This is a genomic window from Poseidonocella sedimentorum, assembly GCF_900116005.1.
In the GTDB taxonomy this organism is placed as follows: domain Bacteria; phylum Pseudomonadota; class Alphaproteobacteria; order Rhodobacterales; family Rhodobacteraceae; genus Poseidonocella; species Poseidonocella sedimentorum.
The window spans coordinates 15,781-41,761 of record NZ_FOYI01000004.1; the positions used below are offsets into that span (position 1 = coordinate 15,781).

At 61.2% G+C, this 25,981-nt stretch carries 22 protein-coding genes; 12 read left to right on the forward strand and 10 right to left on the reverse strand.

Features of this window, described 5'->3' with window-relative positions:
- Nucleotides 1-3: 3 nt before the first annotated feature.
- The gene (locus BM353_RS07195; RefSeq protein ID WP_092078595.1) at nucleotides 4-2,373 is read left to right on the forward strand and encodes a trimethylamine N-oxide demethylase; all 2,370 of its coding nucleotides are present in this window, start codon (nucleotides 4-6) and stop codon (nucleotides 2,371-2,373) included.
- Nucleotides 2,374-2,627: 254 nt separating this feature from the next.
- Here BM353_RS07195 and BM353_RS07200 read toward each other — a convergent pair whose 3' ends face one another.
- Nucleotides 2,628-3,962 carry an NAD(P)-binding domain-containing protein gene (locus BM353_RS07200; protein WP_092078598.1) on the reverse strand — a complete coding sequence of 445 codons (1,335 nt, stop codon included), beginning with the start codon at nucleotides 3,960-3,962 and terminating at the stop codon, nucleotides 2,628-2,630.
- A gap of 156 nt (nucleotides 3,963-4,118) precedes the next feature.
- Here BM353_RS07200 and BM353_RS07205 point away from each other — a divergent pair, with 156 nt between their 5' ends.
- A complete protein-coding gene (locus BM353_RS07205) occupies nucleotides 4,119-4,511 on the forward strand; it encodes a hypothetical protein (protein WP_092078601.1) in 393 nt (130 codons plus the stop codon).
- Between the two features lie 12 nt (nucleotides 4,512-4,523).
- On the opposite strand, the gene glnT is transcribed toward BM353_RS07205, so the two are convergent.
- From glnT to BM353_RS07225, 4 genes are all read right to left on the reverse strand, one after another.
- Nucleotides 4,524-5,858 (reverse strand): type III glutamate--ammonia ligase, encoded by a 1,335-nt coding sequence (gene glnT / locus BM353_RS07210; RefSeq protein WP_092078604.1) that lies wholly within the window; start codon nucleotides 5,856-5,858, stop codon nucleotides 4,524-4,526.
- A 70-nt stretch (nucleotides 5,859-5,928) separates the two neighbouring features.
- Entirely contained in the window at nucleotides 5,929-7,272 is a 1,344-nt protein-coding gene (locus BM353_RS07215; RefSeq protein WP_092078607.1) for an FMN-binding glutamate synthase family protein, read from the reverse strand.
- Between the two features lie 10 nt (nucleotides 7,273-7,282).
- On the reverse strand, nucleotides 7,283-7,960 hold the full coding sequence (locus BM353_RS07220; protein ID WP_092078610.1) for a GltB/FmdC/FwdC-like GXGXG domain-containing protein: 678 nt from the start codon (nucleotides 7,958-7,960) through the stop codon (nucleotides 7,283-7,285).
- The gene (locus BM353_RS07225; RefSeq protein ID WP_092078613.1) at nucleotides 7,961-8,890 is read right to left on the reverse strand and encodes a class II glutamine amidotransferase; all 930 of its coding nucleotides are present in this window, start codon (nucleotides 8,888-8,890) and stop codon (nucleotides 7,961-7,963) included.
- Between the two features lie 203 nt (nucleotides 8,891-9,093).
- On the opposite strand from BM353_RS07225, the gene BM353_RS07230 reads away from it, so the two are divergent.
- From BM353_RS07230 to BM353_RS07250, 6 genes are all read left to right on the forward strand, one after another.
- Nucleotides 9,094-10,497 carry an ammonium transporter gene (locus BM353_RS07230; RefSeq protein WP_092078616.1) on the forward strand — a complete coding sequence of 468 codons (1,404 nt, stop codon included), beginning with the start codon at nucleotides 9,094-9,096 and terminating at the stop codon, nucleotides 10,495-10,497.
- 22 nt (nucleotides 10,498-10,519) lie between these two features.
- Nucleotides 10,520-10,693 (forward strand): hypothetical protein, encoded by a 174-nt coding sequence (locus BM353_RS16885; RefSeq protein ID WP_177220479.1) that lies wholly within the window; start codon nucleotides 10,520-10,522, stop codon nucleotides 10,691-10,693.
- A 156-nt stretch (nucleotides 10,694-10,849) separates the two neighbouring features.
- Nucleotides 10,850-12,001 carry an aminomethyl transferase family protein gene (locus tag BM353_RS07235; RefSeq protein ID WP_092078620.1) on the forward strand — a complete coding sequence of 384 codons (1,152 nt, stop codon included), beginning with the start codon at nucleotides 10,850-10,852 and terminating at the stop codon, nucleotides 11,999-12,001.
- Between the two features lie 48 nt (nucleotides 12,002-12,049).
- The gene (gene dmmA / locus BM353_RS07240; protein WP_177220480.1) at nucleotides 12,050-12,658 is read left to right on the forward strand and encodes a dimethylamine monooxygenase subunit DmmA; all 609 of its coding nucleotides are present in this window, start codon (nucleotides 12,050-12,052) and stop codon (nucleotides 12,656-12,658) included.
- Complete coding sequence (locus BM353_RS07245) at nucleotides 12,655-13,638, forward strand: PDR/VanB family oxidoreductase (protein WP_092078626.1); 984 nt, start codon at nucleotides 12,655-12,657, stop codon at nucleotides 13,636-13,638. Before dmmA ends, BM353_RS07245 begins: the two co-directional genes overlap by 4 nt.
- Nucleotides 13,635-14,702, forward strand: a complete 1,068-nt coding sequence (locus tag BM353_RS07250) for a heme-dependent oxidative N-demethylase family protein (RefSeq protein WP_092078629.1) — start codon at nucleotides 13,635-13,637, stop codon at nucleotides 14,700-14,702. The genes BM353_RS07245 and BM353_RS07250 overlap by 4 nt, the downstream gene beginning before the upstream one ends.
- 3 nt (nucleotides 14,703-14,705) lie before the next feature.
- Here the strand turns inward: BM353_RS07250 and BM353_RS07255 are convergent, their stop codons facing one another.
- On the reverse strand, nucleotides 14,706-15,335 hold the full coding sequence (locus BM353_RS07255) for a helix-turn-helix domain-containing protein (protein ID WP_092079218.1): 630 nt from the start codon (nucleotides 15,333-15,335) through the stop codon (nucleotides 14,706-14,708).
- 123 nt (nucleotides 15,336-15,458) lie between these two features.
- Between BM353_RS07255 and BM353_RS07260 the strand changes: the two genes are divergently transcribed.
- A complete protein-coding gene (locus tag BM353_RS07260) occupies nucleotides 15,459-16,460 on the forward strand; it encodes a GlxA family transcriptional regulator (RefSeq protein ID WP_092078632.1) in 1,002 nt (333 codons plus the stop codon).
- Here BM353_RS07260 and BM353_RS07265 read toward each other — a convergent pair.
- The 4 genes from BM353_RS07265 to BM353_RS07280 are packed head-to-tail and all read right to left on the reverse strand — an operon-like array spanning nucleotide 16,457 to nucleotide 21,500.
- Entirely contained in the window at nucleotides 16,457-17,023 is a 567-nt protein-coding gene (locus BM353_RS07265) for a sarcosine oxidase subunit gamma (RefSeq protein ID WP_092078635.1), read from the reverse strand. The genes BM353_RS07260 and BM353_RS07265 overlap by 4 nt on opposite strands.
- Nucleotides 17,016-19,967 carry a sarcosine oxidase subunit alpha family protein gene (locus BM353_RS07270; RefSeq protein ID WP_092078638.1) on the reverse strand — a complete coding sequence of 984 codons (2,952 nt, stop codon included), beginning with the start codon at nucleotides 19,965-19,967 and terminating at the stop codon, nucleotides 17,016-17,018. Before BM353_RS07270 ends, BM353_RS07265 begins: the two co-directional genes overlap by 8 nt.
- The gene (locus tag BM353_RS07275) at nucleotides 19,964-20,236 is read right to left on the reverse strand and encodes a sarcosine oxidase subunit delta (RefSeq protein WP_092078641.1); all 273 of its coding nucleotides are present in this window, start codon (nucleotides 20,234-20,236) and stop codon (nucleotides 19,964-19,966) included. The genes BM353_RS07270 and BM353_RS07275 overlap by 4 nt, the downstream gene beginning before the upstream one ends.
- Before the next feature lie 13 nt (nucleotides 20,237-20,249).
- On the reverse strand, nucleotides 20,250-21,500 hold the full coding sequence (locus BM353_RS07280) for a sarcosine oxidase subunit beta family protein (RefSeq protein ID WP_092078644.1): 1,251 nt from the start codon (nucleotides 21,498-21,500) through the stop codon (nucleotides 20,250-20,252).
- 286 nt (nucleotides 21,501-21,786) lie between these two features.
- On the opposite strand from BM353_RS07280, the gene BM353_RS07285 reads away from it, so the two are divergent.
- The 3 genes from BM353_RS07285 to BM353_RS07295 all read left to right on the forward strand — a co-directional run bounded on the left by BM353_RS07285 (nucleotide 21,787) and on the right by BM353_RS07295 (nucleotide 25,836).
- Complete coding sequence (locus BM353_RS07285) at nucleotides 21,787-22,728, forward strand: ABC transporter substrate-binding protein (protein ID WP_092078646.1); 942 nt, start codon at nucleotides 21,787-21,789, stop codon at nucleotides 22,726-22,728.
- A 103-nt stretch (nucleotides 22,729-22,831) separates the two neighbouring features.
- The gene (locus BM353_RS07290) at nucleotides 22,832-23,848 is read left to right on the forward strand and encodes a quaternary amine ABC transporter ATP-binding protein (RefSeq protein WP_092078649.1); all 1,017 of its coding nucleotides are present in this window, start codon (nucleotides 22,832-22,834) and stop codon (nucleotides 23,846-23,848) included.
- Nucleotides 23,848-25,836 (forward strand): ABC transporter permease, encoded by a 1,989-nt coding sequence (locus tag BM353_RS07295; RefSeq protein ID WP_092078652.1) that lies wholly within the window; start codon nucleotides 23,848-23,850, stop codon nucleotides 25,834-25,836. Before BM353_RS07290 ends, BM353_RS07295 begins: the two co-directional genes overlap by 1 nt.
- Nucleotides 25,837-25,981 lie beyond the last annotated feature (145 nt).

Sequence of the window (25,981 nt, forward strand, 5' to 3'; positions counted from 1 at the left end):
ACCATGCTCGACAACCCTTATCCCAAGGTTCGGCCCGGCCCTCCGCGTCCCAGCCAGATCATCCAGCCCATGCAATTCTCCATGCCCCCCGGCGCCGAACGGTATGTGGTTCAAGGCGCGGGCGCTGTCCTGATCCCGGTCGAGGCGGGCGATCAGATCACCGTCACAAATGACGAGGGCGGGCAAGTCTGCGAAATCGTCAGCGCTGATGAACGGCAAACCGTGACCCACAGCGTCCTTGACCGTCTCGCCGATGCGCCTGCCGATGGGGTTCGCGCGTTGCTGACGGGCAAGGACCAATCGCTGCGCGGGTTGCGCATGGGGCTGGATGCTCGCAAGATCGATCTGGCCCCGGCTCGCGCCGTGCGCCTGTTCGACAGGGCCACCCGCGCCAAGGCAGAGGAAACGCTGCGTGTCACCCGCGCGGGCACCCTGATCATTGCGGCCCCCGGCGACGCGATGGATGCCGAGGCACAGGACACCACCACCCCCCTGACGGTGATGATCCAGCGCGCCACGATCAAATCCCACGTCAAGTTCGAACTGCCCGATCCGCTGGCCGATCCGCTGGCCGACATCCGCGTGCACACCCAAACAGCCGAGGCGTTTTTCGTCAAGGCGGGCGACTATATCCAGATCATCGACGTAGATGGCCGCCAGTGCACTGATTTTGAATGCTTTTCCGCAAGAAAGCTGGACAAGGGGATCGAACACGCGCTGGACGTGACCACCACACGCACGCTTATGGGTCACGCCTATCCCATGCCGGGCCTGCACGCGAAATATTACGATCAGGAAATGCTGCCCCTTGTCGAGGTGGTTCAGGACACCTGCGGCCGGCACGATGCCTTTGCCCTGGCTTGCTCAGCCAAGTATTACGACGACATCGGTTATCCCGGCCACGTGAACTGTTCGGAAAACTTCAACAAGGCGTTGTCGGACTTCAACATCACGGGCCGCCCGGGCTGGATGGCGATCAACTTTTTCTTCAACACCTATCTCGACCAGCACGGCGTCATGTATTCGGATGAGCCGTGGTCGCGCCCCGGTGACTACGTGCTGCTGCGCGCCCTGACGGACATCGTCTGTGTCTCGTCGGCCTGCCCCGATGACACCACCGCCGCAAACGGCTGGAATCCCACCGACATTCATGTGCGTACCTACAGCGGGCACGAGACCTTTCAACGCAGCGTCGCCTACCGGCCCACCCCTGATGCGGACCCCAAAATGACAAAACAAACCGCCTTTCATGACAGCTTTGCCCAACACACCCGCAACTTCATCGAATATAATGGCTATTGGCTGGCCAATTGTTTTGCCGAGGCGGGCCCGATCGAGGAATACTGGGCCTGTCGCAAACAGTCGGTCATCATGGACCTGTCCCCCCTGCGCAAGTTCGAGATCACCGGCCCCGATTCCGAGGCGCTGTGCCAGTACGTATTTACCCGCAACATGAAGACTCTGGCCGTTGGGGGCGTGGTCTATACCGCGATGTGCTACGAACACGGCGGCATGATTGACGATGGCACCGTGTTCCGGCTGGGCAAAGACAACTTTCGCTGGATCGGCGGCAGCGACTACGGCGGCGAATGGCTGCGGGAACAGGCCGACAAACTGGGGCTCAAGGTCCTGGTGCGCTCGTCCACCGACCAGTTGCACAATGTTGCCGTGCAAGGCCCCGAGAGCCGCGATTTGCTGCGCAAGATCGTCTGGACCGCCCCGCACAACCCTCAGTTCGACCAGCTCGGCTGGTTCCGCTTTACACCGGCCCGTCTGCGGAACGAGAGCGGCGCGCCTTTTGTCGTCTCGCGCACTGGCTACACGGGCGAGTTGGGCTACGAGGTCATGTGCCACCCCAAGGATGCGACCGAGATCTTCGACGCGATATGGGAGGCCGGACAGGATCACGGCCTGCGCCCCATGGGTCTGGAGGCGCTTGATATGGTGCGGATCGAGGCGGGGTTGATCTTCGCCGGCTACGATTTCTCCGACCAGACCGACCCGTTCGAGGCCGGTATCGGGTTCACTGTGCCGCTGAAATCGAAAGAAGATGATTTCATCGGCCGCGACGCGTTGATCCGGCGAAAGGAGCACCCGAGCCGCAAGATGGTGGGGTTGGAGATCGACAGCAACGTGGGCGTGGATCACGGCGACTGCATCCATATTGGCCGCGCCCAGATCGGAGAGGTCACATCATCAATGCGCTCGCCCCTGTTGGGCAAGAACATCGCGTTGGCACGGATCGACGTCGCCCATGCCGATGTCGGCACCGCGGTTGAGATCGGCAAGCTGGACGGCCAGCAGAAACGCCTGCCCGCGACAATCGTGCCCTTTGCGCACTACGATCCGAAAAAGGAACGCCCCCGCGCGTGACCCCCGCCCAGTTCCGCGAGTAGCGCGCCGCCTTGGGCGGGTGGCGCTTGTTCTGGTCAATGACGGGCTGGGATCGGGCGCCTGCTGGCGATGCCTCCGCGCGCAAGGTTCGGACTTGGCTGGGCGGCCTGTAAACCATCCGGCTTCCCCAGGTTTCTGGAGGGTCAACACCGGTCGGATTGAGACCGGCATTTCGATCGAGGACAAGAGCGCGTCGCAGCAAACCTGTATGTTCCCGCGACGCGCCCCGCCCCCTAGTTCCGCAGGTACACCTCGAGGCTGTCGTCCAGCGCTTCGGCCCATGGCGTGTGGTGGATGGGGGCCATCGAGCCCGTCATCACGGACTTGTAGCAGTTGTCCCGGAACGTCATGATCCCGGCTTTTTTGTGGCCTTTCCACTGTTTGAATGCCTGACAGGCCCCTTCGACATCGAACGTCGGATAGTCCGTTTCGGCAATCAATTCCTTGATGTAATCGCCCTGATACCAGATTGCGTCATAGTCATCCTCGCCTGCATCTTCGCGCGCGACGCGGTCCGCAACATCGGCCTCCATCTCGGCCCTGGACGGAATCGCGACCTTGCCCAGAATGGCATCGCGGACCCACCACGCCTGTGCGTCGAACATGTTGAACGTAAACCACTGGTCCTGCATGCCCAGATAGAACAGCGCCGGATTTTTGACCCAGACGACCCCCTTGTAGAGGTCCGCCGTGGCCAGACGGTTCGCGGTCTTCAGGCGCAGATCCTCGGCCATGAAGGGAAAATGGTGCTGGTAGCCGGTGCACAGAATGATTGCGTCGACCTTTCGACTGGTGCCGTCCTTGAAATGGGCGGTGTTGCCGTCGACATGGGTCAGCAGCGGCACCTCGGCCCAGTTGTCGGGCCAGTCATAGCCCATGGCCGCTGTCCGGTGCGACACGGTGATCGACTTGGCGCCGTATTTCCAGCATTGCGAGCCGATATCCTCGGCCGAATAGCTGGTCCCGACGATCAGAATGTCCTGATCCTTGAATTCCAGCGCATCGCGAAAATCATGGGCGTGCAGCACCCGGCCCTTGAAACTCTCGAAGCCGGGGAATTCGGGGACATTGGGTGTGGAAAAATGCCCCGAGGCACAGATCACGTGGTCAAAGTCTTCGGTGTATTCGCGATCGTTCGGCAGGTCCTTGACCGTGACGTGAAAGGTGCCGTTGTCGAATTCGACCCGCCGCACGGCCGTTTCGAACCGGATCCAGTCACGCACGCCCGCCTTTTCCACGCGGCCCTGGATATAGTCGAACAGCACCGCGCGCGGCGGATAGGACGCGATCTGTTTGCCGAAATGCTCCTCGAACGAATAGTCCGCGAATTCGAGGCCCTCTTTTGGTCCGTTTGACCACAGGTAACGATACATCGACCCATGTACCGGCTCGCCATACTGATCGACGCCGGTGCGCCAGGTGTAGTTCCACAAACCGCCCCAATTCGACTGCTTTTCGAAACAGACGATCTCGGGAATGTCCTCGCCATTCTGCTTGGCCGACTGAAAGGCGCGCAACTGTGCCAGGCCCGAAGGACCTGCCCCGATGATGGCGATACGTTTGGGCATTGCGACTCTCCTTGGGGACATTTGCGATGCTTCAATTCGAACGGTGTTGCCCCTCTAAGTCAACAATTTTGAACTGTAGTAAACATTATCCAAGTCGATTACAGTGTGCCATGGAGGGAAAAGTCCCGCCGAACCGACAAGAGGCCAAATCAGAGAATGACCAAACCGCATTTCAGTTTCTGGATAATCTGTGGTCTCGGACTTGTCTGGAACCTGATGGGGTGTCTGAATTTCATTGTTCAGATGAACCAAGACGTCGTGGCGCAAATGTCCGAGCTCTATCAGCTTATCATCAAGAGCCGCCCTTTCTGGGCCACGATCGCATTTGCGGTGGCGGTCTTTGGCGGCGCGGTCGGGTGCATCCTGCTGTTGCTCAGGCGGCGGGTTGCGAAACAGGTGCTGCTTGTGTCGCTGATCGGGATCGCCTTGACGTTGGTCCAGACGGTGTCGGTGGTCGGAATGGCTCCAAGCGCGCTTCTGGCGCTTTTGGTCGGGGCCGCCCTGTTTTGGTATTCGACAATCGCCGCGCGGGCAGGTTGGTTGCGCTAAGACAGCAGCCTCTCAGATATCGAGGGTGTTGTCCTTTTCCCATTGCGAGAAATGCGACGTGAAGTCGTTCCATTCCTGTGTCTTCATCTTGATGTAGGAAGACGAGAATTCCTCGCCCATGGCGGCCTTGAGGCTCTTGTCCTTGTCGTATTCGCGCAAGGCATCCAGCATGTTCAGAGGCAGCTTGGGCGCGCCGCGCACCTTGTGGCCTTCGGCGTACATGTCGATGTCGTGGCGTTTACCGGGGTCGGCTTTCGTCCGGATACCGTCGAGGCCGGCAGCAATGATGACCGCCTGCAACAGGTAGGGGTTCGTGGCCCCATCGGGCAAGCGCAACTCGAACCGGCCGGGACCGGGGACACGCACCATATGCGTGCGGTTGTTGCCGGTCCATGTCACCGTGTTGGGCGCCCAGGTGGCCCCCGACATGGTGCGCGGCGCGTTGATCCGCTTGTAGCTGTTCACGGTCGGGTTGGTGATTGCCGCCAGCGCGCTGGCGTGTTTCATGATACCGCCCAGAAAATGACGGCCCTTTTCAGACAGGCCCAATTCCGCGGTCTGGCTGCTCCCGTTGGGCTCCATCGCAAAAACGTTGGATCTGGCGTCGCTCCCCGGCGCGTCCCACACCGAGATGTGGGCGTGACAGCCGTTGCCCGTCAGCCCCTCGACAGGCTTGGGCATGAAAGTTGCGCGGAAGCCGTGCTGTTCCGCCACGGACTTGGTCATGAACTTGAAAAACGAATGCTTGTCGGCGGTGCGCAGAGCGTCGTCGAATTCCCAGTTCATCTCGAACTGGCCGTTCGCGTCCTCATGGTCGTTCTGGTACGGCCCCCAGCCCAGATCAAGCATGTAGTCACAGATCTCGCGCACCACGTCATAGCGCCGCATCACCGCCTGCTGGTCATAGCAGGGCTTGGCGGCTGTGTCGTATTCGTCGCTGATCTGGTTACCATCCGGTGTCATCAGGAAATACTCGGCCTCGATCCCGGTCTTGACGTGCAGGCCCTCGGCGGCGGCTTCGTCGATCAGGCGGCGAAGCACGTTGCGCGGGGCTTGGGCCACATCTTCGTCTTCCATCACGCAGTTTCCGGCCACCCACGCGACCTCGGGCTTCCACGGCAACTGGATGACCGACGAAGGGTCCGGCACCGCCAGCATGTCGGGGTGCGCCGGCGTCATGTCGAGCCAGGTCGCGAAGCCCGCAAACCCTGCGCCGTCTTCTTGCATGTCGGCGATGGCCTGTGCGGGCACCAGTTTGGCGCGCTGTCCGCCAAAAAGGTCAGTGAACGAAATCATGAAGTACTTCACGCCCTTGTCGGCAGCAAACTTTGCAAGATCGGTGGTCATATGTCTGTTCCTGTCGGTCTTTTATGCGGTGAGGGCGCGGTCCGTTTTGGCCGCGCCCCTTGGTCGGTGATCAGTAGGAAGTGCCCGGTTTGCCGGGGTACCAGTCGGTGCCGGCAAGCGGGATCTTGGCCATCGCCGCCGCTTCAAGTGTCAGGGCGCACAGGTCCTCGGGTTCGAGGTTGTGCAGGTGGTTCTTGCCGCAGGCGCGCGCGATGGTCTGCGCCTCCAGCGTCAACACCTTGAGATAGTTATTGAGGCGCCGCCCCCCTTCGACGGGATCGAAGCGAGCCATCAATTCGGGGTCCTGCGTGGTGATGCCCGCCGGGTCCCGCCCTTCTTGCCAGTCGTCATAAGCGCCCGCGGTGGTGCCGAGAGCGTTGTACTCCGCCTCCCACTTGGGATCGTTGTCGCCCAGCGCGATCAGAGCGGCGGTGCCGATTGCCACCGCATCCGCGCCCAGGGCCATGGCCTTGGCCACATCGGCACCCGTTCGGATGCCACCCGATACCACCAGCTGCACCTCGCGGTGCATGTCGAGGTCCTGCAGCGCCCGCACGGCTTCACGGATACACGCCAGAATCGGTTGGCCGACATGTTCGATGAACACGTCCTGTGTCGCTGCCGTGCCGCCCTGCATACCGTCCAGAACGACAACGTCGGCGCCCGCCTTGACGGCGAGCGTGGTGTCGAAATAGGGCCGTGCGCCGCCAACCTTGATATAGATGGGCTTTTCCCAATTGGTGATTTCGCGCAGCTCGAGGATCTTGATTTCCAGATCGTCGGGGCCCGTCCAGTCCGGATGGCGACAAGCCGAACGTTGGTCGATCCCTTTGGGCAGGTTGCGCATTTCGGCCACGCGGTCACTGATTTTCTGGCCCAGCAACATGCCGCCGCCGCCCGGTTTGGCGCCTTGGCCCACCACGATCTCGATCGCGTCGGCGCGGCGCAGGTCATCGGGGTTCATGCCATAGCGCGATGGCAGATATTGATAGACCAATTTGTTGGAATGGCCGCGCTCCTCTTCGGTCATGCCGCCATCGCCAGTGGTTGTCGAAGTCCCCGCCATCGTGGCCCCGCGCCCCAGGGCCTCCTTGGCCGGGCCCGAAAGCGCCCCAAATGACATGCCCGCGATGGTTACGGGTATATCCAGTTGGATCGGGTTCTTGGCAAACCGGCTGCCCAGTGTGACAGAGGTTTCGCATTTTTCGCGATACCCTTCGAGCGGGTAGCGCGAAATCGAAGCCCCAAGAAACAGCAGGTCGTCAAAATGCGGCACCTTGCGTTTGGCCCCGCCGCCGCGAATGTCGTAGATGCCCGTCGCCGCCGCGCGCCGGATTTCGGCGTTCACGGGGTTTGAAAAGGTGGCCGACTGGATCGGTACCGTGCGCGGTGCGCCGTTGTGATCGTCTTTCATATTCCGGCCCTCAGTAGGCGTTGTCGATGTTGAAATTGTAGAGCTTGCGGGCCGATCCATAGCGTTTGAATTCGGAAGCCTTGGCGTCGCAGCCGCCCCGTTCCAGCAGCTCTTCGAGAATGGCGATATGTTCGGGACGCATCTCTTTCTCGATGCAGTCGGCCCCCAGAGACTTCACCGACCCGCGCACGAACAGCCGCGCTTCGTAGAGTGAATCTCCCAGCGCCTCACCGGCGTCGCCGCACACAACCAGATTGCCGGATTGCGCCATGAATGCCGACATGTGCCCGATGTTGCCGTGGACGATAATGTCGATCCCTTTCATCGAAATACCGCAGCGCGAGGATGCGTTGCCCTTGATAACGAGCGTGCCGCCATGGCCCGTGGCTCCCGCGTATTGCGAGGCATCCCCTTCGACGACGACCATGCCTGACATCATGTTTTCCGCGGTGCCGGGCCCGACCGATCCGTGCACATGCACGGTTGCCTGCTTGTTCATGCCCGCACAGTAATATCCCGTGGAGCCGCGGACGTTTACCTCGATCGGCGCGTCGAGGCCCACGGCGATGGCGTGGCTGCCCTTGGGATTCACGATTTCCCAGTGGGTCTGGTTGGTGTCCGACGCTTGTGCGTGCAAGGAGGAATTCAGCTCGCGCAGACCCTGCGCTTCAAGATCGAATGTTTGCATCTACGCCGCTTTCTCTTGCGCGGTTGGGGCCGCGTTATGCGACCAGAAATAGACAGTTGCAGGCTCCGGCTCCCACACCTTGGCCGTCTCGATACCAGGCAGGTTCACCAGCGCGCGATACTCCGAGCCGAAGGCCACGTATTGATCGGTTTCCGCCATCACAGCGGGCTTGCACGCGATCGGATCCCGGACGACGCCGAACCCGTCCTTGGTGCCGACGACAAAGGTAAAGAACCCGTCCAGATCATCCAGACTGGAGGTCAGCGCCTCGCCCAATGTCGACCCGGTCTGCATTTTCCATGTCAGATAGGCGGCCCCCACCTCGGTGTCGTTTTCCGTTTCGATGTGAACGCCCAGACGACGGAGTTTGCGACGCAGCGAGTTGTGGTTGGATAGCGATCCATTGTGCACGAGGCACTGATCGACACCCGTGTTGAACGGGTGCGCGCCCATGGTCGTGACCGCCGACTCGGTGGCCATACGGGTGTGACCGATTCCATGCGTTCCCGACATCTGCCGAATATCAAAGCGGCTTGCCACATCTTTGGGCAGTCCGACTTCTTTGTAGATTTCAAGCGTTGTGCCGTGGCTCATGATCCGCACATTGGGACGGATGTCAGCCAGGACTTCGCGGGCGACCGAGACCTGACCGGCCTGCAGGGAGATGACGGCATGGGTGTCCGTGACGGCCAAGGACACCTTGCCCTCGACCCGCTTGCGCAGGTCCTTCTCAAGCTCTGCAAAATCCTCATCAGGGGCGTTCGATTGCACCGTAAGTTTGGCGCAACCCTCTATTTCCTCACTATAAATCGCGATACCAGCGCTGTCTGGTCCGCGATCCGTCATCGTGATGAGCATGTCGGTCAGCATGTCGCCAAGCTGTGGTTCCAAAGCAGCGTCTTTCAGAAATAGTCCGACAATCCCGCACATGACGATGGCCCTCCTTAATTAGTAGTCTGTCAGTCGACTCGAACGCTAGCATCGTTACATCAGTTGCTCAGCCACGGGAAACTATTTTTCACTCCAGTTAAAAAATGAGTCGCCAGATCACATTGCACGTGCTTCAATTTGGCCAGCGCCGCGCTCGGCATACGACGGCGAACACTGGCAACAGTCCAACACGGGGGTTTAACGTGGAAGAGCAAATCGCAGAATTGGCGGCCCAGGTCGCCGCGCTGCAAAGCAAAAGTGGTGTGACCAACACCATGTTTGCCGAAACATTCTATTATCTGACGATCCCGCTGATGATCATCATTCATGCGGGATTTCTTGCCTACGAAATGGGCGCATCACGGCTCAAGAACGTGCTGAGCTCGGGGGTCAAGAACATTCTCGCCTTCGCCTTCATGATCCCGACGTTCTATTTCTTTGGCTGGTGGGTCTATTGGGGCTTTCCCACGGGTCTGCCGGGCGCACCGGGGCCTGCGGGCATTTCGGGTGTCGAATACGCCAACGCCATTGCATGGGGTTGGGGTGAAAGCGCGCAATACATGGGGCCGAACATCGCGGATCAGGCATCGGGCGTGTTCTTTGGCGCCTTCGCACTGTTTGCCGCGACCACCGCATCGATCATGTCGGGCGCTGTGATCGAACGCATCCAGACCGTCGGCTTTGTGATCCTGGCTGTGGTGCTGGGGTCGTTCGCATGGGTGGTGGCTGCCGCTTGGGGCTGGCACGCAGACGGCTGGCTGGTCACGCAATGGGGCGTGCATGACTTTGGTGCGGCGGGCCTCGTGCACGCGGTTGCCGGGTTCTTTGCGCTAGGCGTGCTTGTCAACCTCGGCCCGCGGATCGGCAAGTACAATGCGGATGGCACCGCCAATCACATCGCCGGGCACAACATGCCACTGACGGTAACGGGTCTGATGCTCATCATCGTGGGCTTCTGGGGCTTTCTCATGGCCTGCGTGATCGTGCCGGGCGAGGCGTGGAGCTGGTTCGGCGACAAGCCATCGACCATCTACGGCACACCGATCACCCTGTCGGCGCTTGGCTTCAACATCTTGATGGCCATCGCGGGCGGGATCATCGGATCGTGGGTTCTGACACGTGATCCATTCTGGATGATGTCAGGCGCATTGGCCGGGATCATCTCGGTCGCGTCGGGGCTCGACATCTACTTCCCCGCGCTGGCCTTCATCATCGCGTTTTCGGCAGGCATGATCCTCAAACCCTGCGCCACATGGCTGGAAAATCGCGGCATCGACGATGCAGTCGGCGCCGTCACGGTGCACGGCACGATCGGTCTTTATGGCCTCGTGATGCTGGGCGTGTTCGCGTCGGGCTTTCCTGCACTCCAGGGGGCTGCGGGCGAAGTGCCGACTGTCAGCCTGATCGGTCAGATCATCGGCGCGGTCGTGTTCTTCCTGCTGGGCTTCGTGCCGGGCTACGCTGTGTCGCTGGTCCTGAAAATGGCCGGTATGCTGCGCATCCCCGAAGGCGCGGAGATTGCAGGCATGGACATGGTCAAGGTGCCTGCCGCTGGCTACCCCGAGGGTATTCCCGCCCCCGGTATAAATCTCGCCCCCGGCGAATAATCGGACGGAAAAGGACGAAATCATGGGTTTTCCATATGACGAAGCAAGCTGGTCGGTTGTCGACGGGGCGATGTACATGGGAGCGGGCGGCGCGATGCCGGGGCTTTTCACCCTGATCGCTGCCATCATCTGTGCCGCAGTTCTGATCTTCGGCCAAAAGACCGAAAGCGCCAAGACCAGGCAGTTCGACAAATAAGCGCATCCTGCGCAAGAAAGGGGCGACCAGCGGTCGCCCCTTTCACATGCCCGACTTGCCCCACAGGAAATAAAGTTGCACCGTATTCTTGATTTTTGGGATGGGCTGAGGCTGAATACTTCGCAACAAGACTCATAACGAACAGGGAAAAACACCATGGCCATTCTATGGAGAACATCCGCGCTTGCGGGCCGTCACGCCCAGATCGGCGGAGAGCTGGAAGACTGGAATGGCATGGGCACGGCGTGGTTTTATGACCACACGCCGGAACGCGCCAAGGCCGACTATGAAGCGATCCGTACCAAGGCCGGGTTGATGGATGTCTCGGGCCTGAAAAAGGTTCACGTCGTGGGCGAGGATGCGGCCTATGTGATCGATCGGGTCACGACCCGCAACGTCGAAAAGATCGCGCCGGGCCGGGCGGTTTACGCCTGTATCCTCGATGATCGCGGCTTTTTCGTGGACGACTGCGTGATCTATCATATCGCGGTCAACTCCTGGCTGGTCGTGCATGGCACCGGCACCGGTATGGAGCAACTGACCAAAGTTGCCGCCGCCAAGAACTGCGCGGTCATCATGGATGACGACCTGCACGACATGTCGCTTCAGGGTCCGAAGGCGGTCGACATTCTTGCCAAGGACATCCCGGCCATCCGCGACCTGGCTTATTTCGGACTGATTCAGACGCGCCTCTACGGACGCGATGTGATGATCTCGCGCACGGGCTATACCGGCGAGCGCGGGTACGAGATTTTTTGCCGCGCCAAGGATGCGGTGCACATCTGGGACAATGTTCTGGAAGCCGGCGGCGACGACGTCCGGCCGACCCAGTTCTCCACCTTGGATATGCTCCGGATCGAGAGCTACCTGTTGTTCTATCCGGGCGACAATTCAGAGACCTTCCCGTTCGAGGACGGCTCGCCCGCAGGTGACAGCCTGTGGGAGCTGGGGCTGGACTTCACTGTCTCTCCCGAAAAAGTGGGCTTCATCGGGTCCGAGAACCACTACGCCATGAAGGGCAAGGAACGGTTCAAGATCTACGGCGTGCAGCTTCAAGGTGACGCCATGGATCAGATGGAAATGTTCGCCCGCGTAAAGCACGACGGCAAGGATGTGGGCGTCATCACCTATGGCTTGTCGTCCGAACTGAATGGCTATTCCGTCGCCATCGCGCGGCTGGATCCGTCGGTGGCAAGCCCCGGGACGCAGCTGACCGTGGTCCAACCGGACGGCACGGAACTCGCCGCGACGGCCGAAGAAATGCCTTTCTACGACAAGGACAAGTCGATCCGGACCGCCAAGGGCTAATTTAACAAGGGGGCGCAGAAGGTACACCCTTTGCGCCCGCATCCCGTCATGAGGACAGGTATGTCGAAATTCGAATTCCCCCCGTCGATCAGAAGCCGCCCCGTGTATGGCACGCTTGAGGCACGCCCCGGCAAGGGGCATTTGATGATCGCCGATGGTGAGGGGGCCGAAGCGATCCTGGCGATCGCCACGCCCGAGCTGATGGCCCACGCGCACATCATCTACATCCCTCGCGGAAGTGATTTCACGGAACGGCTGCGCGCGCTGACCCCTGCGCAATTCTACGAGGGGCCGAGCTATGCCGCGTCGGTTCAACGCATCCGCCGGGTGTTGCAGGGGGCGCATATGGGGTTGCAGGTCTATCTGGCGGGCACCGAGGGGCTGATGGGTCAGGCCCAGAACGAGGCGATGCAGGCCGGCATCCCGCACACCGCCATCCAGACCGAACATCGCGGATCCGTCGCGCGCCGGATGCAGTGCGTGCACTGTAAAGGCATCACCGAAGACGTCGAAACCGATCCCTTCGTCTGCAGCCACTGCGGGTTGAACCTGTTCGTCCGCGACCACTATTCGCGCAGGCTCGCCGCCTATCAGGGCGTCTGCATCGACGCCGAAGACCCCGGCAACATTCCAGAGCCGAAGGGGATTTACGAATGAGCGCGGCCCCACAAAAAGCAAAGCCCGGAGCCGAAAAGATAGACGTGGTTGTGTCGGCGGTCGTGCCGCTGAACGATCTGGTGACCCGCTTCGAATTCAAGCGCCGCGATGGTGCGCAGTTCCCGCCGTTTTCGGGCGGTGCCCACACGGTCGTGACGATGCAGGACGGCGACCGCACCCGCTTGAACCCCTATTCACTGATGTCGGACCCGGCGGACCTGAGCACCTATGCCATTTCCGTACGTCGCGACGATCAGGGGCGCGGCGGTTCGCTGTATATGCACAACAACCTGTCGGTCGGCGACCAGATGGCGATCACCTATCCAGTGAACCTGTTTTCGCTGGATTTGCGGGCGCGCAAGCACGTGTTTCTGGCCGGTGGCATCGGGATCACGCCGTTCATGGCGATGATCGCCCAACTGGAACACATGGGCGGCGCTTGGGAGCTGCACTACGCCTGCCGGTCGGAAACGCTGGGCACCTATGTTGACGTTCTGACCGCCAAGCACCCCAACAAGGTGCATGTCTATTACGACGATCAAAGCCAAAGCATCGACCTTGAACGCCTGCTGGACGGGCAACCTTTGGGCACACATGCCTATGTCTGCGGCCCTGCGGGCATGATCGGTTGGGTCCACGCCACCGCATCCGCCGCGGGCTGGCCTGATGCCAATGTCCACTCCGAAGAGTTTCTTGCCCCCGAACCTGGGGTGCCGTTTCAGGTACGCCTATGCCAATCGGACAAGACCATCACCGTGGGCGAACACGAAAGCCTGCTGGAGGCGATCGAACGCGCGGGCGTCGAGGCCCCATTCCTGTGCCGTGGCGGATCTTGCGGTCAGTGCGAAACCGAGGTGGCCCGCGCCGACGGCACGTTCGTGCACCGCGACCACTGGCTGGACGATGACCAGCACGCCGAGGGCAACAAGATCATGCCCTGTGTCAGCCGCTTTATCGGGACATTGGAGCTTGAACGATGACCATTCAATTCAACGACGAAACCTTCCGCGACGACTACTCGTTTCACAACTCCGACTGGGCGATCAAACGCTTCCCCTTCCCGTTTCATGAAGACAGCTACATGTATGCCGTCAACATGGAACAGCACCGGGGCGGGCCCGAAGGATCCGTCTATGAAAAGCGGTTCGATGTGGACGAACACTACGTCAGCGAAATGCGCGACCGGGCGATGGTTTTGGCCGACGATCCGCTGCGCTGTCAGTCGCTTGGGCACATGACGCTGGCGGGCTGGGACCTTCTGGAGTTGATCATGGTGTCCAAGTCCGAGGATTACCCGGACCTGTTCGAATTGCACCGCGATGGCAACACCTGGCGCTGGATCAACAAGCCCTTGGGCATCGACGATACGTTCACGTTTCTCGATGAAACCACCCTTCCATATGGCCCGATGGAATACATCACCCGCCAGGCCCAGGGCGATTTCTGCCTGCTGGACCAGCGTGACGGCAACCTGTGGATGGATGCGGGCATGGTCACGACCCAGGCCGACTGGAGCCTGGATTTTGACATCGGCATGAATTTTTTCGAATGGCATGCGCCTGTGCCTCTGGCGCATGAGATGGGGATATTTCAGCGCGCACTGAAGTTCCTTCTGAACATCCAGCAAGGGGCCCCCGCCCGGCGGCTGAACTGGACCATGACGGTCAATCCGTTGCTCGATACGAGCCCCGAAAACTACCACAAGTGGGGGATACAGAAGACGACCCTGACGCCCGACAACATCGGCGCCAAACAACACCTGCGGGTGGAATTGCAAACGTTCTTCCGCCTGCCCCGGTCCAACGGTCTGGTGTTTCCGATCCGCTGTTACCTGTGCAGTTTTCAGGATCTGATGACCATGCCGAAATGGGGCCGCCGCCTGCACCGAGTGGTGCGTGACCTGCCGGACGAGTTGGCCACATACAAAGGTTTTATCGACAACCGGCCCATGATCCTGGACTACCTGTCACAGTTCGACGACGGAAAACCCACGTCGCCCGGTGTCTGGCCCGACGCCGAGACCGAACCGCCGCTGGCCAGATGATGCTCAGGTATTTTGCGGATAGCTGATGATCGACAGATAGCGGGCCGGCAAGGCGACCAACTTTTCCGGGCCATGCGGCGCATCGGCGTCAAAGAACAGGGTATCCCCGGGCGTGAGCGAGTAGACACCGTCGCCATGCCGATACTCCACCTCGCCTTCGAGCATGTAGATGGTCTCGATCCCGCCATGCTGGAAGGTCGGAAAGACATCGGACTCGGCCGTCAGCGTGATCAGATACGGCTCGACAATAACGCCGGATGCGTTCGCGCCGATGTGACCCAGCAGGTTGTATTGATGGCCCGCGCGCGTGCCTTCGCGCTCAATCGAGACGCCCTCGCCCGATTTGGTGTGTACAGCCTGTCGGCTTTCTTCAAAACGGCGGAAAAAGCTGGTCAGAGGGACAGACAGCGCATTGGCCAGCAACTGCAGCGTGGTCAACGAGGGAGACGTGTTGCCGTTCTCGATCTTGGACAGCATCCCGATCGACAGGCCGGTACTCTGGGCCAATTCGGCCACGGTGATTTCCTGCTGGCGGCGAAAGGCACGGACCTCGCGACCGATGGCCACTTCAAGAACTTTTTCACGGTCCCCATCGCGCGTGCGATGCGGATCTTGGGTCAGTTTGCTTGCCACGTCGACGTCTATCTTATCAATGTTCACGGTGAGCGCTTTCTATGCAGCCCGATGTCGAGAGACAATTCGGATCTTGCCCAGTGATGCATCATAATAGGCAATTTTTTCACCTTGAGAACGCAAATGTTGAATGACAGGAAAATAATGCGCATCGGGTTTCTGATTTTTCCGGGCTTTCCGATGGCTTGCCTGACCTCGGTGATCGAACCCCTGCGTGCCGCGAATGAGATCGGCGGGCGGGATGTGTTCGAATGGTCGCTGGTGTCGGAAACTGGCGGTCGGACGACGTCGAGCGCCGGGGTCGCGTTTGATCCGGACCTTGCCCTGGCCGATCTCGACACGATCGACTTGCTGTTCGTTCTGGCCGCCCCCATTAGCCAGTTTGCCGATGCCCGCGCCGGAAACGGTGCGCTGCGCCGTCTGGACCGGCATGGGGCGATCCTTGGGGCCGTCAGTGGCGGCGTGTTCCCGTTGGTCCGCTCGGGTGTGATGGCCGGGCACCGATGTTCTGTCCACTGGTGTTACGAGGCCGCCTTTCGCAGCGAGTTCCCCACTATCGGCATGACCGATGACGTCATCACCATGGATCGCCGTCGATACACGGTGTCTGGAGCCGCGTCGGCGTTTGATCTGGCGCTGTGCCTCATTCGCGCCCGGCTGGACGGGGACATCGCGCACGAGGTTGCCTGCTGGTTCCAACACGCCACCGCGCCCGGCGAAAGGGTGCAACAACGCGTCCCCATGCAACCCGAAGCATCGCCGGAGGTACCATCGCTGGTGGCTCGCGCCACGGCCATGTTTGCCGACCGGATCGAAGACCCGATTTCCGTCGCCGAGGTGGCCAGCACCTTGGGCGTCACCCCGCGCCAGGTCGAACGCGCCTTCAAAAAGGCGACGGGGCAAAGTCCCACCCACTATTACCGTGAGATGCGGATGAAAGCCGCGCGCCAGCTGGTTTTGTATTCCAACGATCCCGTGCTGAAAATCGCCCAAGCCGTGGGCTATACCTCGAGCACCCCGTTGATGAGCCATTATCGCGAGGCGTTCGGCGTCACCCCACAAGTGGATCGGCAAAGGATCAACGCGTCCCGCCTGCGCGGCAATGTGCCTCTGCCGTCGGCCTAGAGGGCGGCCGCCATCGCCGTGGTGATCGCGTGGTGCAAGGATCCCGCAGACGCCCGTGGCCCGATGATCCGGACCGATGTGTCAGGTTCGGTACAGATCACGAAACACCCAAGGTGATGGATCGTGCTGCGCGTGGCATTGCCCGCGTGAAACGTCGTCAGATTCACGTTGCACAGCAATTCCAGAACGGCGAAAGCGCCCTGCCCCGTCAGATCGAAACAGGTCCATGCATCGGTCTGTTCGGTGATGGATGCCATGTCGGCCAGCGCGTCCTTGAGCATCGCGGCGATGTCTTCGTGGGTGGTGAAATCCGCACTCAGCATCCACTGGCCCGGCCCCATCCAAACGGCCGAAAAGGGATCACCAGCGCTGGACTTGCCGGGTGCGGGAGCTGCGGCGCCCAGCAGCCGGGTCAACGCGGTGGCGCAGGCCTCCGCCTGTCCGCGCCGCGCGGCGACGGAGGCCAGCGCGACATCGGGCCTTTCGGTCAGCGTCACGGCGCCAACAGTCTCGACACGCGCGGCGCTTCCGCCCAGGGCGGTGATGGGGCTCAGGTCATGCACGAAGGCGTTCTCCCTCTGGATCGACGAAATGGGGCGACACGACCTCGACCTCGACCTCGACCGTCAGGTCGGTCAGGGGCGACACCAGCCGCAGCGTTTCACCTGTGCGAACGCCCCCATCCTTGAGGAAGCCAAGCCCGATCATGGACCCAAGCGTCGGAGAAAAAGCGGCCGAGGTGACATAGCCCTGACTGTGAGCTGCATCGACCGGCCCGTCGGCGCGCATCAGGATGCCCCCGGCAGTGATCTTGTCGTCGCGGCTCACAGGGCGCAGGCCCACTTGCATCAACGCGTCATCCTCGTTCAGGCCCGGGCGTTCAGACAGTTTCGAGCCGATACTGTCCTTGGACCTGGACACCATCCGCCCCATACCAAGGTTCAGCGCGGTCGTGGTGCCGTTCAGTTCGTTGCCCGCTGCGTGGCCCTTTTCGATGCGCATCACGCTCAAAGCTTCGGTGCCATACGGGGTGACATCGAACTCCTCGCCCTCAGCCATCAGGCGGCGCATCAGCGCGTCGCCATAGCGCGCAGGCACGGCGATTTCGAACGCCAGCTCGCCCGAGAACGAAATGCGGAACAGACGCGCCCGCAGCCCACCGCAGACGGTGATGTTGCCACAGGCCATGAAGGGGAAGGCGTCGTTCGAGATGTCGACGTCCGGGTCCACGATCTTTTGCAGCAGCCGCCGCGAATTGGGGCCCGCCACAGCAAACTGCGCCCATGCCTCGGTCGTCGAGATCAACTGCACATCCGCATCCGGCATCAGGCATTGCCGTACGAATTCCATGTGCTGATACACCTTGCCCGCATTGGCGGTTGTGGTGGTGACCACAAAATGATCCTCGGCCAGACGGGCGGCCGTGCCGTCGTCCATGGCAATGCCATCCTCGCGCAGCATCAGGCCATAGCGGGTCTTGCCTACGGCCAGCTTGGCAAAGCCGTTGCAGTAGAGCTTGTTCAGGAACGCCGCCGCGTCCACGCCCTGCACGTCGATCTTGCCCAACGTGGTACAGTCGCAGACGCCGACCGACGCGCGGGTCGCCATGACCTCACGGTCCACCGATTGCCGCCAGTGGGTTTCACCGGGCAGCGGAAACCATTGCGCGCGCAGCCAGTTGCCGACCTCGACGAACACGGCTCCGCGTTCCTGCGCCCAATAGTGGGACGGTGTCAGCCGTGTGGGATGGAATTCGGTGCCCCGCATCCGCCCCGCCAGAACGCCGATGGCGGTGGGGGTATAGGGGGGGCGAAAAACGGTGGTGCCCACCTCCGGGATCGCCTTGCCCGCGAGCTCCGCCATGATCGCCAGCCCGCCCATGTTCGACGTCTTGCCCTGATCGGTGGCCATGCCCAGCGTGGTATAGCGCTTCAGATGCTCGACCGAGCGAAACCCTTCCTGATGGCTCAGCTTCACGTCCTTGACCGTTACGTCGTTCTGCTGGTCAAGCCAGGCGCGTGAGCACCCCTCGACATACCAAAACGGGGTCTGGGTGACGGGCGCGTCCTCGGCCTGTGGCAGCTCGGGTGCCCGGCCTTCAAGGCCAAGCGCCTTGCGCGCCGCGTCCGCACCGGATTTCAGCGCGCCATGTGTGGAAAACGCACCATTTGCGGCCCCGGCTACGATCATGCCGGGGGGCAGCGTGCCACCGGGGACAAAGGCCGCAAGGGCCCCGTTCCATTGCGGGCGACCTCGTTGGTGGCAGGTCAGGTGCACATTGGGGTTCCAGCCACCCGAGACCCCCAGCGCGCCGCATTCGATGGTGCGGGAATTTCCGTCGGCCAGCTTCAGCTCGACGAACGTCACACCCAGCCTCCCCTTGGTGTCGACAACCTGTGCGCCAGACAGCACCTCATAGTCGATGGCACCGGGCGCGTCGGCGCGGGTGTCGATGACGGCAGCGACCTTGACGCCCTTGGCGTGCAGGTCTCGAGCGGTCCGATGCCCGTCGTCATTGTTGGTGAATATCGCAACCCGCTGCGCCGGCGTCGCCGCCCAGCGGTTGACATAGGCGCGCACGGATGCCGCCAGCATGATGCCGGGGCGATCGTTGTTGTTGAACGCGATGGGCCGTTCCGTGGCCCCGGCACACAGCAGGGTCTGGCCCGAATAGATGCGCCACAGGATCTGGCGCGGCTTGCCCGTGGGCGGGGTCGGAAGATGGTCGCTGATGCGCTCTACCGCGCCATAAATACCGTGATCGAACGCACCGATGACGGTTGTGCGCGGCATGAGGCGGACATTCGGCATGGCGCTGAGTTCGGCTACCGCTTGGGCCGCCCAGTCGGCGCCTGCCATATCGGCGACCTCGAAGGTCTCCGCGTTCAATCGCCCGCCCATGCGGAAATCCTCGTCCGCAACGATCACCTGCCGGCCCGAACGCCCCGCCGTCAGTGCGGCACTCAGGCCCGCAGGGCCCGCCCCCACAATCAGCAGATCGCAATGACGAAACCCTTTGTCGTAGTCATCCGGATCGGCCTGCATCGACAATGACCCAAGGCCCGCGGCTTTGCGAATAATCGGCTCGTACAGCTTCTCCCAGAACGCCGCGGGCCACATGAAGGTCTTGTAGTAGAATCCCGCCGTCAGAAAATTCGAGAACCGGTCGTTTATCGACATGACGTCAAATTTCAGGCTGGGCCAGCGGTTCTGCGACCGCGCGGCCAGCCCGTCGAACAGTTCGGCGGTGGTGGCGCGGGTGTTGGGTTCCTGCCGCGCGCCGCTGCGCAGTTCGACGATGGCATTGGGTTCTTCGGACCCGGCGGTCATCGGGCCTCGCGGGCGGTGGTACTTGAACGACCGCCCCATCAGGCGGACATTATTGGCCAACAGGGCCGAAGCCAGCGTATCGCCCGGATGCCCCGTGTACTGCTTGCCATCGAACGAGAAGCTCAGCGTCGTGTTGCGGTCGATCTGCCCGCCGTCCAGCCGGTTTTTCGGGGTCATGCCTCTGCCCGCGTCTTGAGGGCCAGTTCGACCGCTGAGATTTCGTGTGTGATGGTGTCGCGGGTCACGATCAGGATCGAGCGGTCGCCGCCGTCGTGAAACCAAAGTTCGCGGTGGGTGCCCGCGGGGTTGTCGCGCAGATAGGCATAGTCGTGCCAGTCCTCGGGCGTCGCCGTGTCCGGGTCAGGACGGTTCATCAGGTCCGCCGTGCCCAGATAGACAAATTCCGCGCTGTCGCGGGGACCTAGCAGGGGATGGTTGATAATCATGTCTGGCGGCGCCTCAGTGCAGGTTGGGCTGATTGCCCATCCCTTTTTCGTCAATCATGTGCCCAGTGCGGAACCGGTCGAACCGATAGGCGGCGGCGGTATGGTGGGGTTCGTCCCGGGCCAGCATGTGCGCAAAGGCATAGCCCGACGCTGGCGTCGCCTTGAACCCGCCATAGCACCAGCCGCCATTGAAATAGAGGCCTTCGATATGGGTGCGGTCGATGATGGGCGAGCCGTCCATGCTCATGTCCATGATGCCCCCCCACATGCGCAGCAGGCGGGCGCGTCCGATCATCGGCATGATGGCCATGCCGCTTTCACACACGTCCTCGACCACGGGCAGATTTCCGCGTTGGGCGTATGAGTTGTAGCCGTCGATATCGCCGCCAAAGACCAGACCACCCTTGTCGGATTGGCTGACGTAAAAATGGCCCGCGCCGAAGGTGATGACGCCGGGCAACACAGGTTTCAGCCCCTCGGTCACGAACGCCTGCAGGACGTGGGATTCGATTGGCAAGCGCATCCCAGCCTTAGCCATAAGACGGCTGGAGTTGCCTGCGACGGCGCAGCCGACGCGGCCTGCGCCGATGAACCCCTTGGAGGTTTCGACGCCAAGGCATTTGCCGTCCTTGATCCTGAAGCCCGTGACCTCGCAATTCTGGATGATGTCGACGCCCCGGCTGTCCGCCGCACGCGCATACCCCCAGGCCACTGCATCGTGGCGCACAGTGCCGCCTCGCCTTTGCGCCAGCCCGCCCTTGATCGGAAAACGCGCGTCATCGAAGTTGAGGAACGGGTATTCCTTCTTGACCTGCCCAAGGTCCAGATACTCCGCATCCGCACCGTTCAGGATCATCGCGTTGCCGCGCCGGATGAAGGCGTCGCGTTGCGCGTCCGAATGGATCAGGTTCATGACGCCACGCTGGGACACCATGGCGTTGTAATTCAGGTCCTGCTCCAGACCTTCCCACAATTTGAGCGAGAATTCATAAAACGGCTCATTCCCGTCGAGCAAATAGTTCGAACGGATGATGGTCGTGTTGCGCCCGACGTTTCCGCCGCCGATCCAACCCTTTTCGATGACGGCAACGCGGTGTTCGCCATAGACCGATGCCAGATAGTGCGCCGTGGCCAATCCATGACCGCCACCGCCAATGATGACGATGTCATACCGGGGCTGAGGCTCCGGGTCGCGCCATGCTGGCGTCCACCCTTTGTGGCCGGTCAGCGCCTCTTTTATGACTTTCAATCCCGAATAACGCATGGAATCGGACCCCTTTCCCCCAAGCTACCCCTGCTTTTCGATGAAAACTGCTCCGAAATCCGACATTGAACCTCTCAAATCGGACACGGACAGCACTATTTCGCGGCAATGGAACGCCGAGAAGGATCGCCTTTCAAGAAAAAAACTTGATTGACAGGAAAATGCTGCAACACTGACCCCCATCGAGAAATGGCTGAACTTCAGGGAGTCGACACCCGGCGACATACGCTCGCGCCATTGATGATGAACGCGGCGCCACAGTCGCGAACCACCAGGGAGACTAGACATGAACAAATTCAAGACTGTGCTGACAGCCGGTGCATTGGCCCTCGCGCCGATGACCGCACTGGCTGAAGACAGCAGCGATCCGATTGTAATCCCGATCCACAACTGGTCGTCGCAAATCGTCATGAGCCACGTCGTGGGGCAAATATTTGAAACCATGGGAAACAACGTCGAATACGTGACGACAGACAGCCAGGCCGTTTACGAGTCGGTCCGTTTGGGTGACGTGACGCTGGAATTGGAGGTCTGGGAAGGTGCGTTCGGCGCGTCGTTCCGCGCGGCGCTCGAAAAGGGCGGCCTGCATGATGCCGGGGACCACAACGCCGTGACCCGCGAGGACTGGTGGTACCCTATGTGGACCAAGGACGCATGTCCCGGATTGCCAAGCTGGGAAGCGCTGAACGACTGCGCGGCCGTGTTCGCGACCGCCGAAACCGGTGACAAGGGTCGTTACCTCGATGGTCCCGTCGACTGGCTCAAGCATGGTCAGGAACGTGTCGAGTCTCTGGGGATGGACTTTGTCGTGGTGAATGCGGGCTCCGCGGCGGCCCTGTGGGCCGAAATCGGTGCCGCCGAGGCCGACAAGCGCCCCGTTGTGGTCTTCAACTGGACGCCCAACTTTGCCGAAGCCGTTTGGCCGGGCGAGTTCGTCGAGTTCCCGATGTGGGTTGATGGCTGCGACAAGGATCCTGCCGTGGGGCCGAACCCCGACGCGCTCTATGACTGCGGCAACCCTGCAGACGGCTACCTGAAAAAGGCCGCTTGGGATGGCATGAAGGACAAATGGCCGGGCGCATACGAGGTTCTGACCAAAATCTCCTTTACCAACCCGCAGATCGCCGAGATGGCGCGCCTCGTGGACGTCGAAGATCTGGAGCCGGAAGACGCTGCCGCAGAATGGCTCGAAGCGAACCCGGACGTCTGGAAAAGCTGGACCTCTTGAAGATCGTCATTTCAACTACAGACCTTTGCCCATCCGGGGGTTACACTTCGGGCGGGCGTCCTGAAACACCGGTGTCTCATTCGGTGAGAAGAGAGAGCGCAAGATGACCGCCGACACCGTGATATCGTGCAAGAATGCCTGGAAGATCTTTGGGGCGGATCCCAAGGGGTATCTTGGGTCCATGCCCGCCACCCACAGCTTTGATGATATCCGCGCCGATGGCTATATTGCCGGGGTCAAGGATGTGTCGATTGACGTCTACCGGGGCGAGATGCTGGTCATCATGGGGTTGTCTGGGTCCGGCAAGTCAACGCTGGTGCGCTGTTTCTCGCGCCTGCATGACATTACCGGCGGCGCGATCACCGTGGAGGGGCAGGACCTGATGTCCCTTTCGGAGAAAGAGCTGATCGAACTGCGCCGGAGCAAGATGGGCATGGTGTTCCAGTCGTTCGGCTTGCTGCCCCACCGTACCGTCCTTGAAAACGTCGCCTTTCCCCTGGAAATGCGCGGGCAAGACAAGCACACGCGGCGCGAGCGCGCGCTGGAGGTGATCAAGCTGGTGGACCTTGAAGGGCGCGAAGAATATTTTCCGCGCGAGTTGTCTGGGGGTCAGCAGCAGCGGGTGGGCATCGCCCGCAGCCTCGCCATCGAGCCCGATATCTGGTTTCTGGACGAGCCGTTCTCGGCGCTCGACCCGCTGATCCGTCGGGAAATGCAGGATGAATTTCTGCGCCTGCAAGGCATGTTGGGCAAGACAATCGTGTTCATCACTCACGATTTCGACGAAGCCCTGCGCCTTGCTGACCGGATCGCGATCATGAAGGACGGCGCGGTCGAGCAATGCGACACACCCGACCAGATCGTGCTGAACCCTGCCACGGAATACGTGCGCAAATTTACCGAAGTGATCGACAAGGCCCGCGTGGTGCATGCAGGGGTGCTGGCACAGGCCGGCAGCACGGGCGACGGTCCTCCGGTGGACGCAAGGGCCACCGTGCAGGATCTTGCGCGCCTTCTGGTACATGACGAACGCGCCGTGATTCCGGTGGCAACAGACGGCAAGGTGATCGGCGGCATGGACCGCGCGGCGGCGCTGGATATCCTGCTGGAGACCAGTTGATGGCCGACGTGGCAAATGGGCTGAAGGTCACGGCAACGGGTCCTGCGCAATGGACGCGTGGCAAGGTTGCCGTCGCACTTGTGGCGGTTGCCGTTGTTCTGACGGTTTTGCGCTATGTCGGCCTTTTGCCTGACGCGCTGTTCCGCATCCCCGAGGCGATGATCCCGCCCGCTGCGGTCTGGCTCGATGCGGCCTTCAACTTCGTCAAGGACGATCTGGGGCTTCTTGCTCTTACCCGCACCCTGACCGAAGGGCTGGAATGGCTGCTCGACATAACCGCCAACCTGATGTTCGGCAAACGGCGCTGGCCGTTCCTTGGGCCGATTCCATGGACGGCCGTAGCGGGCGTTGCGGCTGTGATCGGGTACTACCTTGACGGCTGGCGCATGGCGGCGCTCGGGGCCGGCACCTTCATCTGGACCGCCCTGATCGGTCAGTGGACCATCGCGATGGAGACCATGTCGGTCCTTATGGTGGCGGCCCCCCTGGCGTTCTTCATCGGTTTGAGCCTCGGGATTCTGGCCTGGAAACACGCATGGGTGAACCGTGCGATCAAACCCATCCTTTCGGTGTTGCAGACCCTGCCATTCTTTACCTACCTTCTGCCTGCCGTGATCTTCTTTAAAGTCGGGCCAACGGCGGGGGCCGTGGCCACCACGATCTATGCCATTCCGCCGATGATCCTGATGACCACACTCGGCCTCCAGAAGGTTTCGCCCGAGGTCGTCGAGGCGGGCAACATGAGTGGCTGCACCAAGTGGCAGCTTTTGCGCCACGTCTATCTGCCGTCGGCCCGAACCGAGATCCTCGTGGGCGTGAACCAGGTCATCATGCTGTGTCTGGCCATGGTGGTTCTGACGGCGTTCATCGGGATGCCGGGACTGGGGGCCAAGCTGCTGGCGATGATGGGCAGCTTCAAGCTGGGCCGGTCGTTCGAGATTGGCGTGACCATCGTTCTGCTGGCGGTGATGCTGGACCGGATGTCCAAGGCCTGGGTGGTCAAGCAGCCCGAACATTTCGAACGCGATACGCCCTGGTGGCGCAGACATTGGTATTTGGTGACGGGCGTCGCAGTCTTCGTGTTCTTCTGCATCGCGGCCCAGGTCGTGCCGGTATTTGCCGAAATCGGGCGCACTCAGAACTTCAGCCAGGGCAAGGAAATCGACACGTTGATCAAGGCGTTCCTCGCCCTCGATCCGGTGCAGAACACGACGCAGATGATCAGGTATGTGCTGAATGTGTGGATCCTGAACCCGTTCCGCGACTTCCTTCTGTCGATCCCGACCCCTGCTTTCATCCTTCTGGTGACGGCCTTCGCACTTTCGCTGGGGGGCAAAGGTCCGGCGATCTACGCGGCGATATTTTTCGGACTTGTCGCGCTCTCGGGCTGGTGGGACCGGTCGGTGATCACGCTCTATTCCGTGATTTCCGCCGTCACACTCGCCATTTTGATCGGCGTGCCGCTTGGCATCATGGCCTCGCGCTCGGAAAAGTGGTCGCGCCGTGCGCTGTTGGCCTGTGACACGGCCCAGACTTTTCCCAGCTTCATTTACCTGATCCCGGCGATCATGCTGTTCGGCGTCACCGCCACATCGGTGGTCATGTCGATCCTGATCTTCGCGATGGTGCCACTGACCCGCTACACAATCGAGGGGCTGCGCACCGTACCGCCCGAAATGACCGAGGCCGCCGACATGGCAGGCGCCACGCGCATGCAAAAACTGATCAGCGTTCAATTACCCCTGGCGCTGCCAACCATGGCCGTTGGGTTCAATCAGGCCATCATGTTCGCGTTCTTCATGGTAATCGTTGCGGCCTTCATCGGGACTCAGGATCTGGGACAAGAATTGCAGCGGACACTGGCAGGAACCGATCTGGGCAAGAATTTCGTGCTCGGGATTTGCGTGTCGCTGATGGCGCTGACGTTCGATCTGACAATCATGAAATGGGCAACCCACCGCAAAAAGGCACTGGGCTTGCCGGACTGAGATAATCAATCTGAAAACGAGTTCGCAATCCCCAGTTCGGCGACGGTCAGTGTCAATTCGATAGCGCCGACGATGGAATATCGCGCGCCGCTGAACGGCGAACGGCACAGGCATGGGGCGGCTGAATGGGTCTGATGCCTCGCGC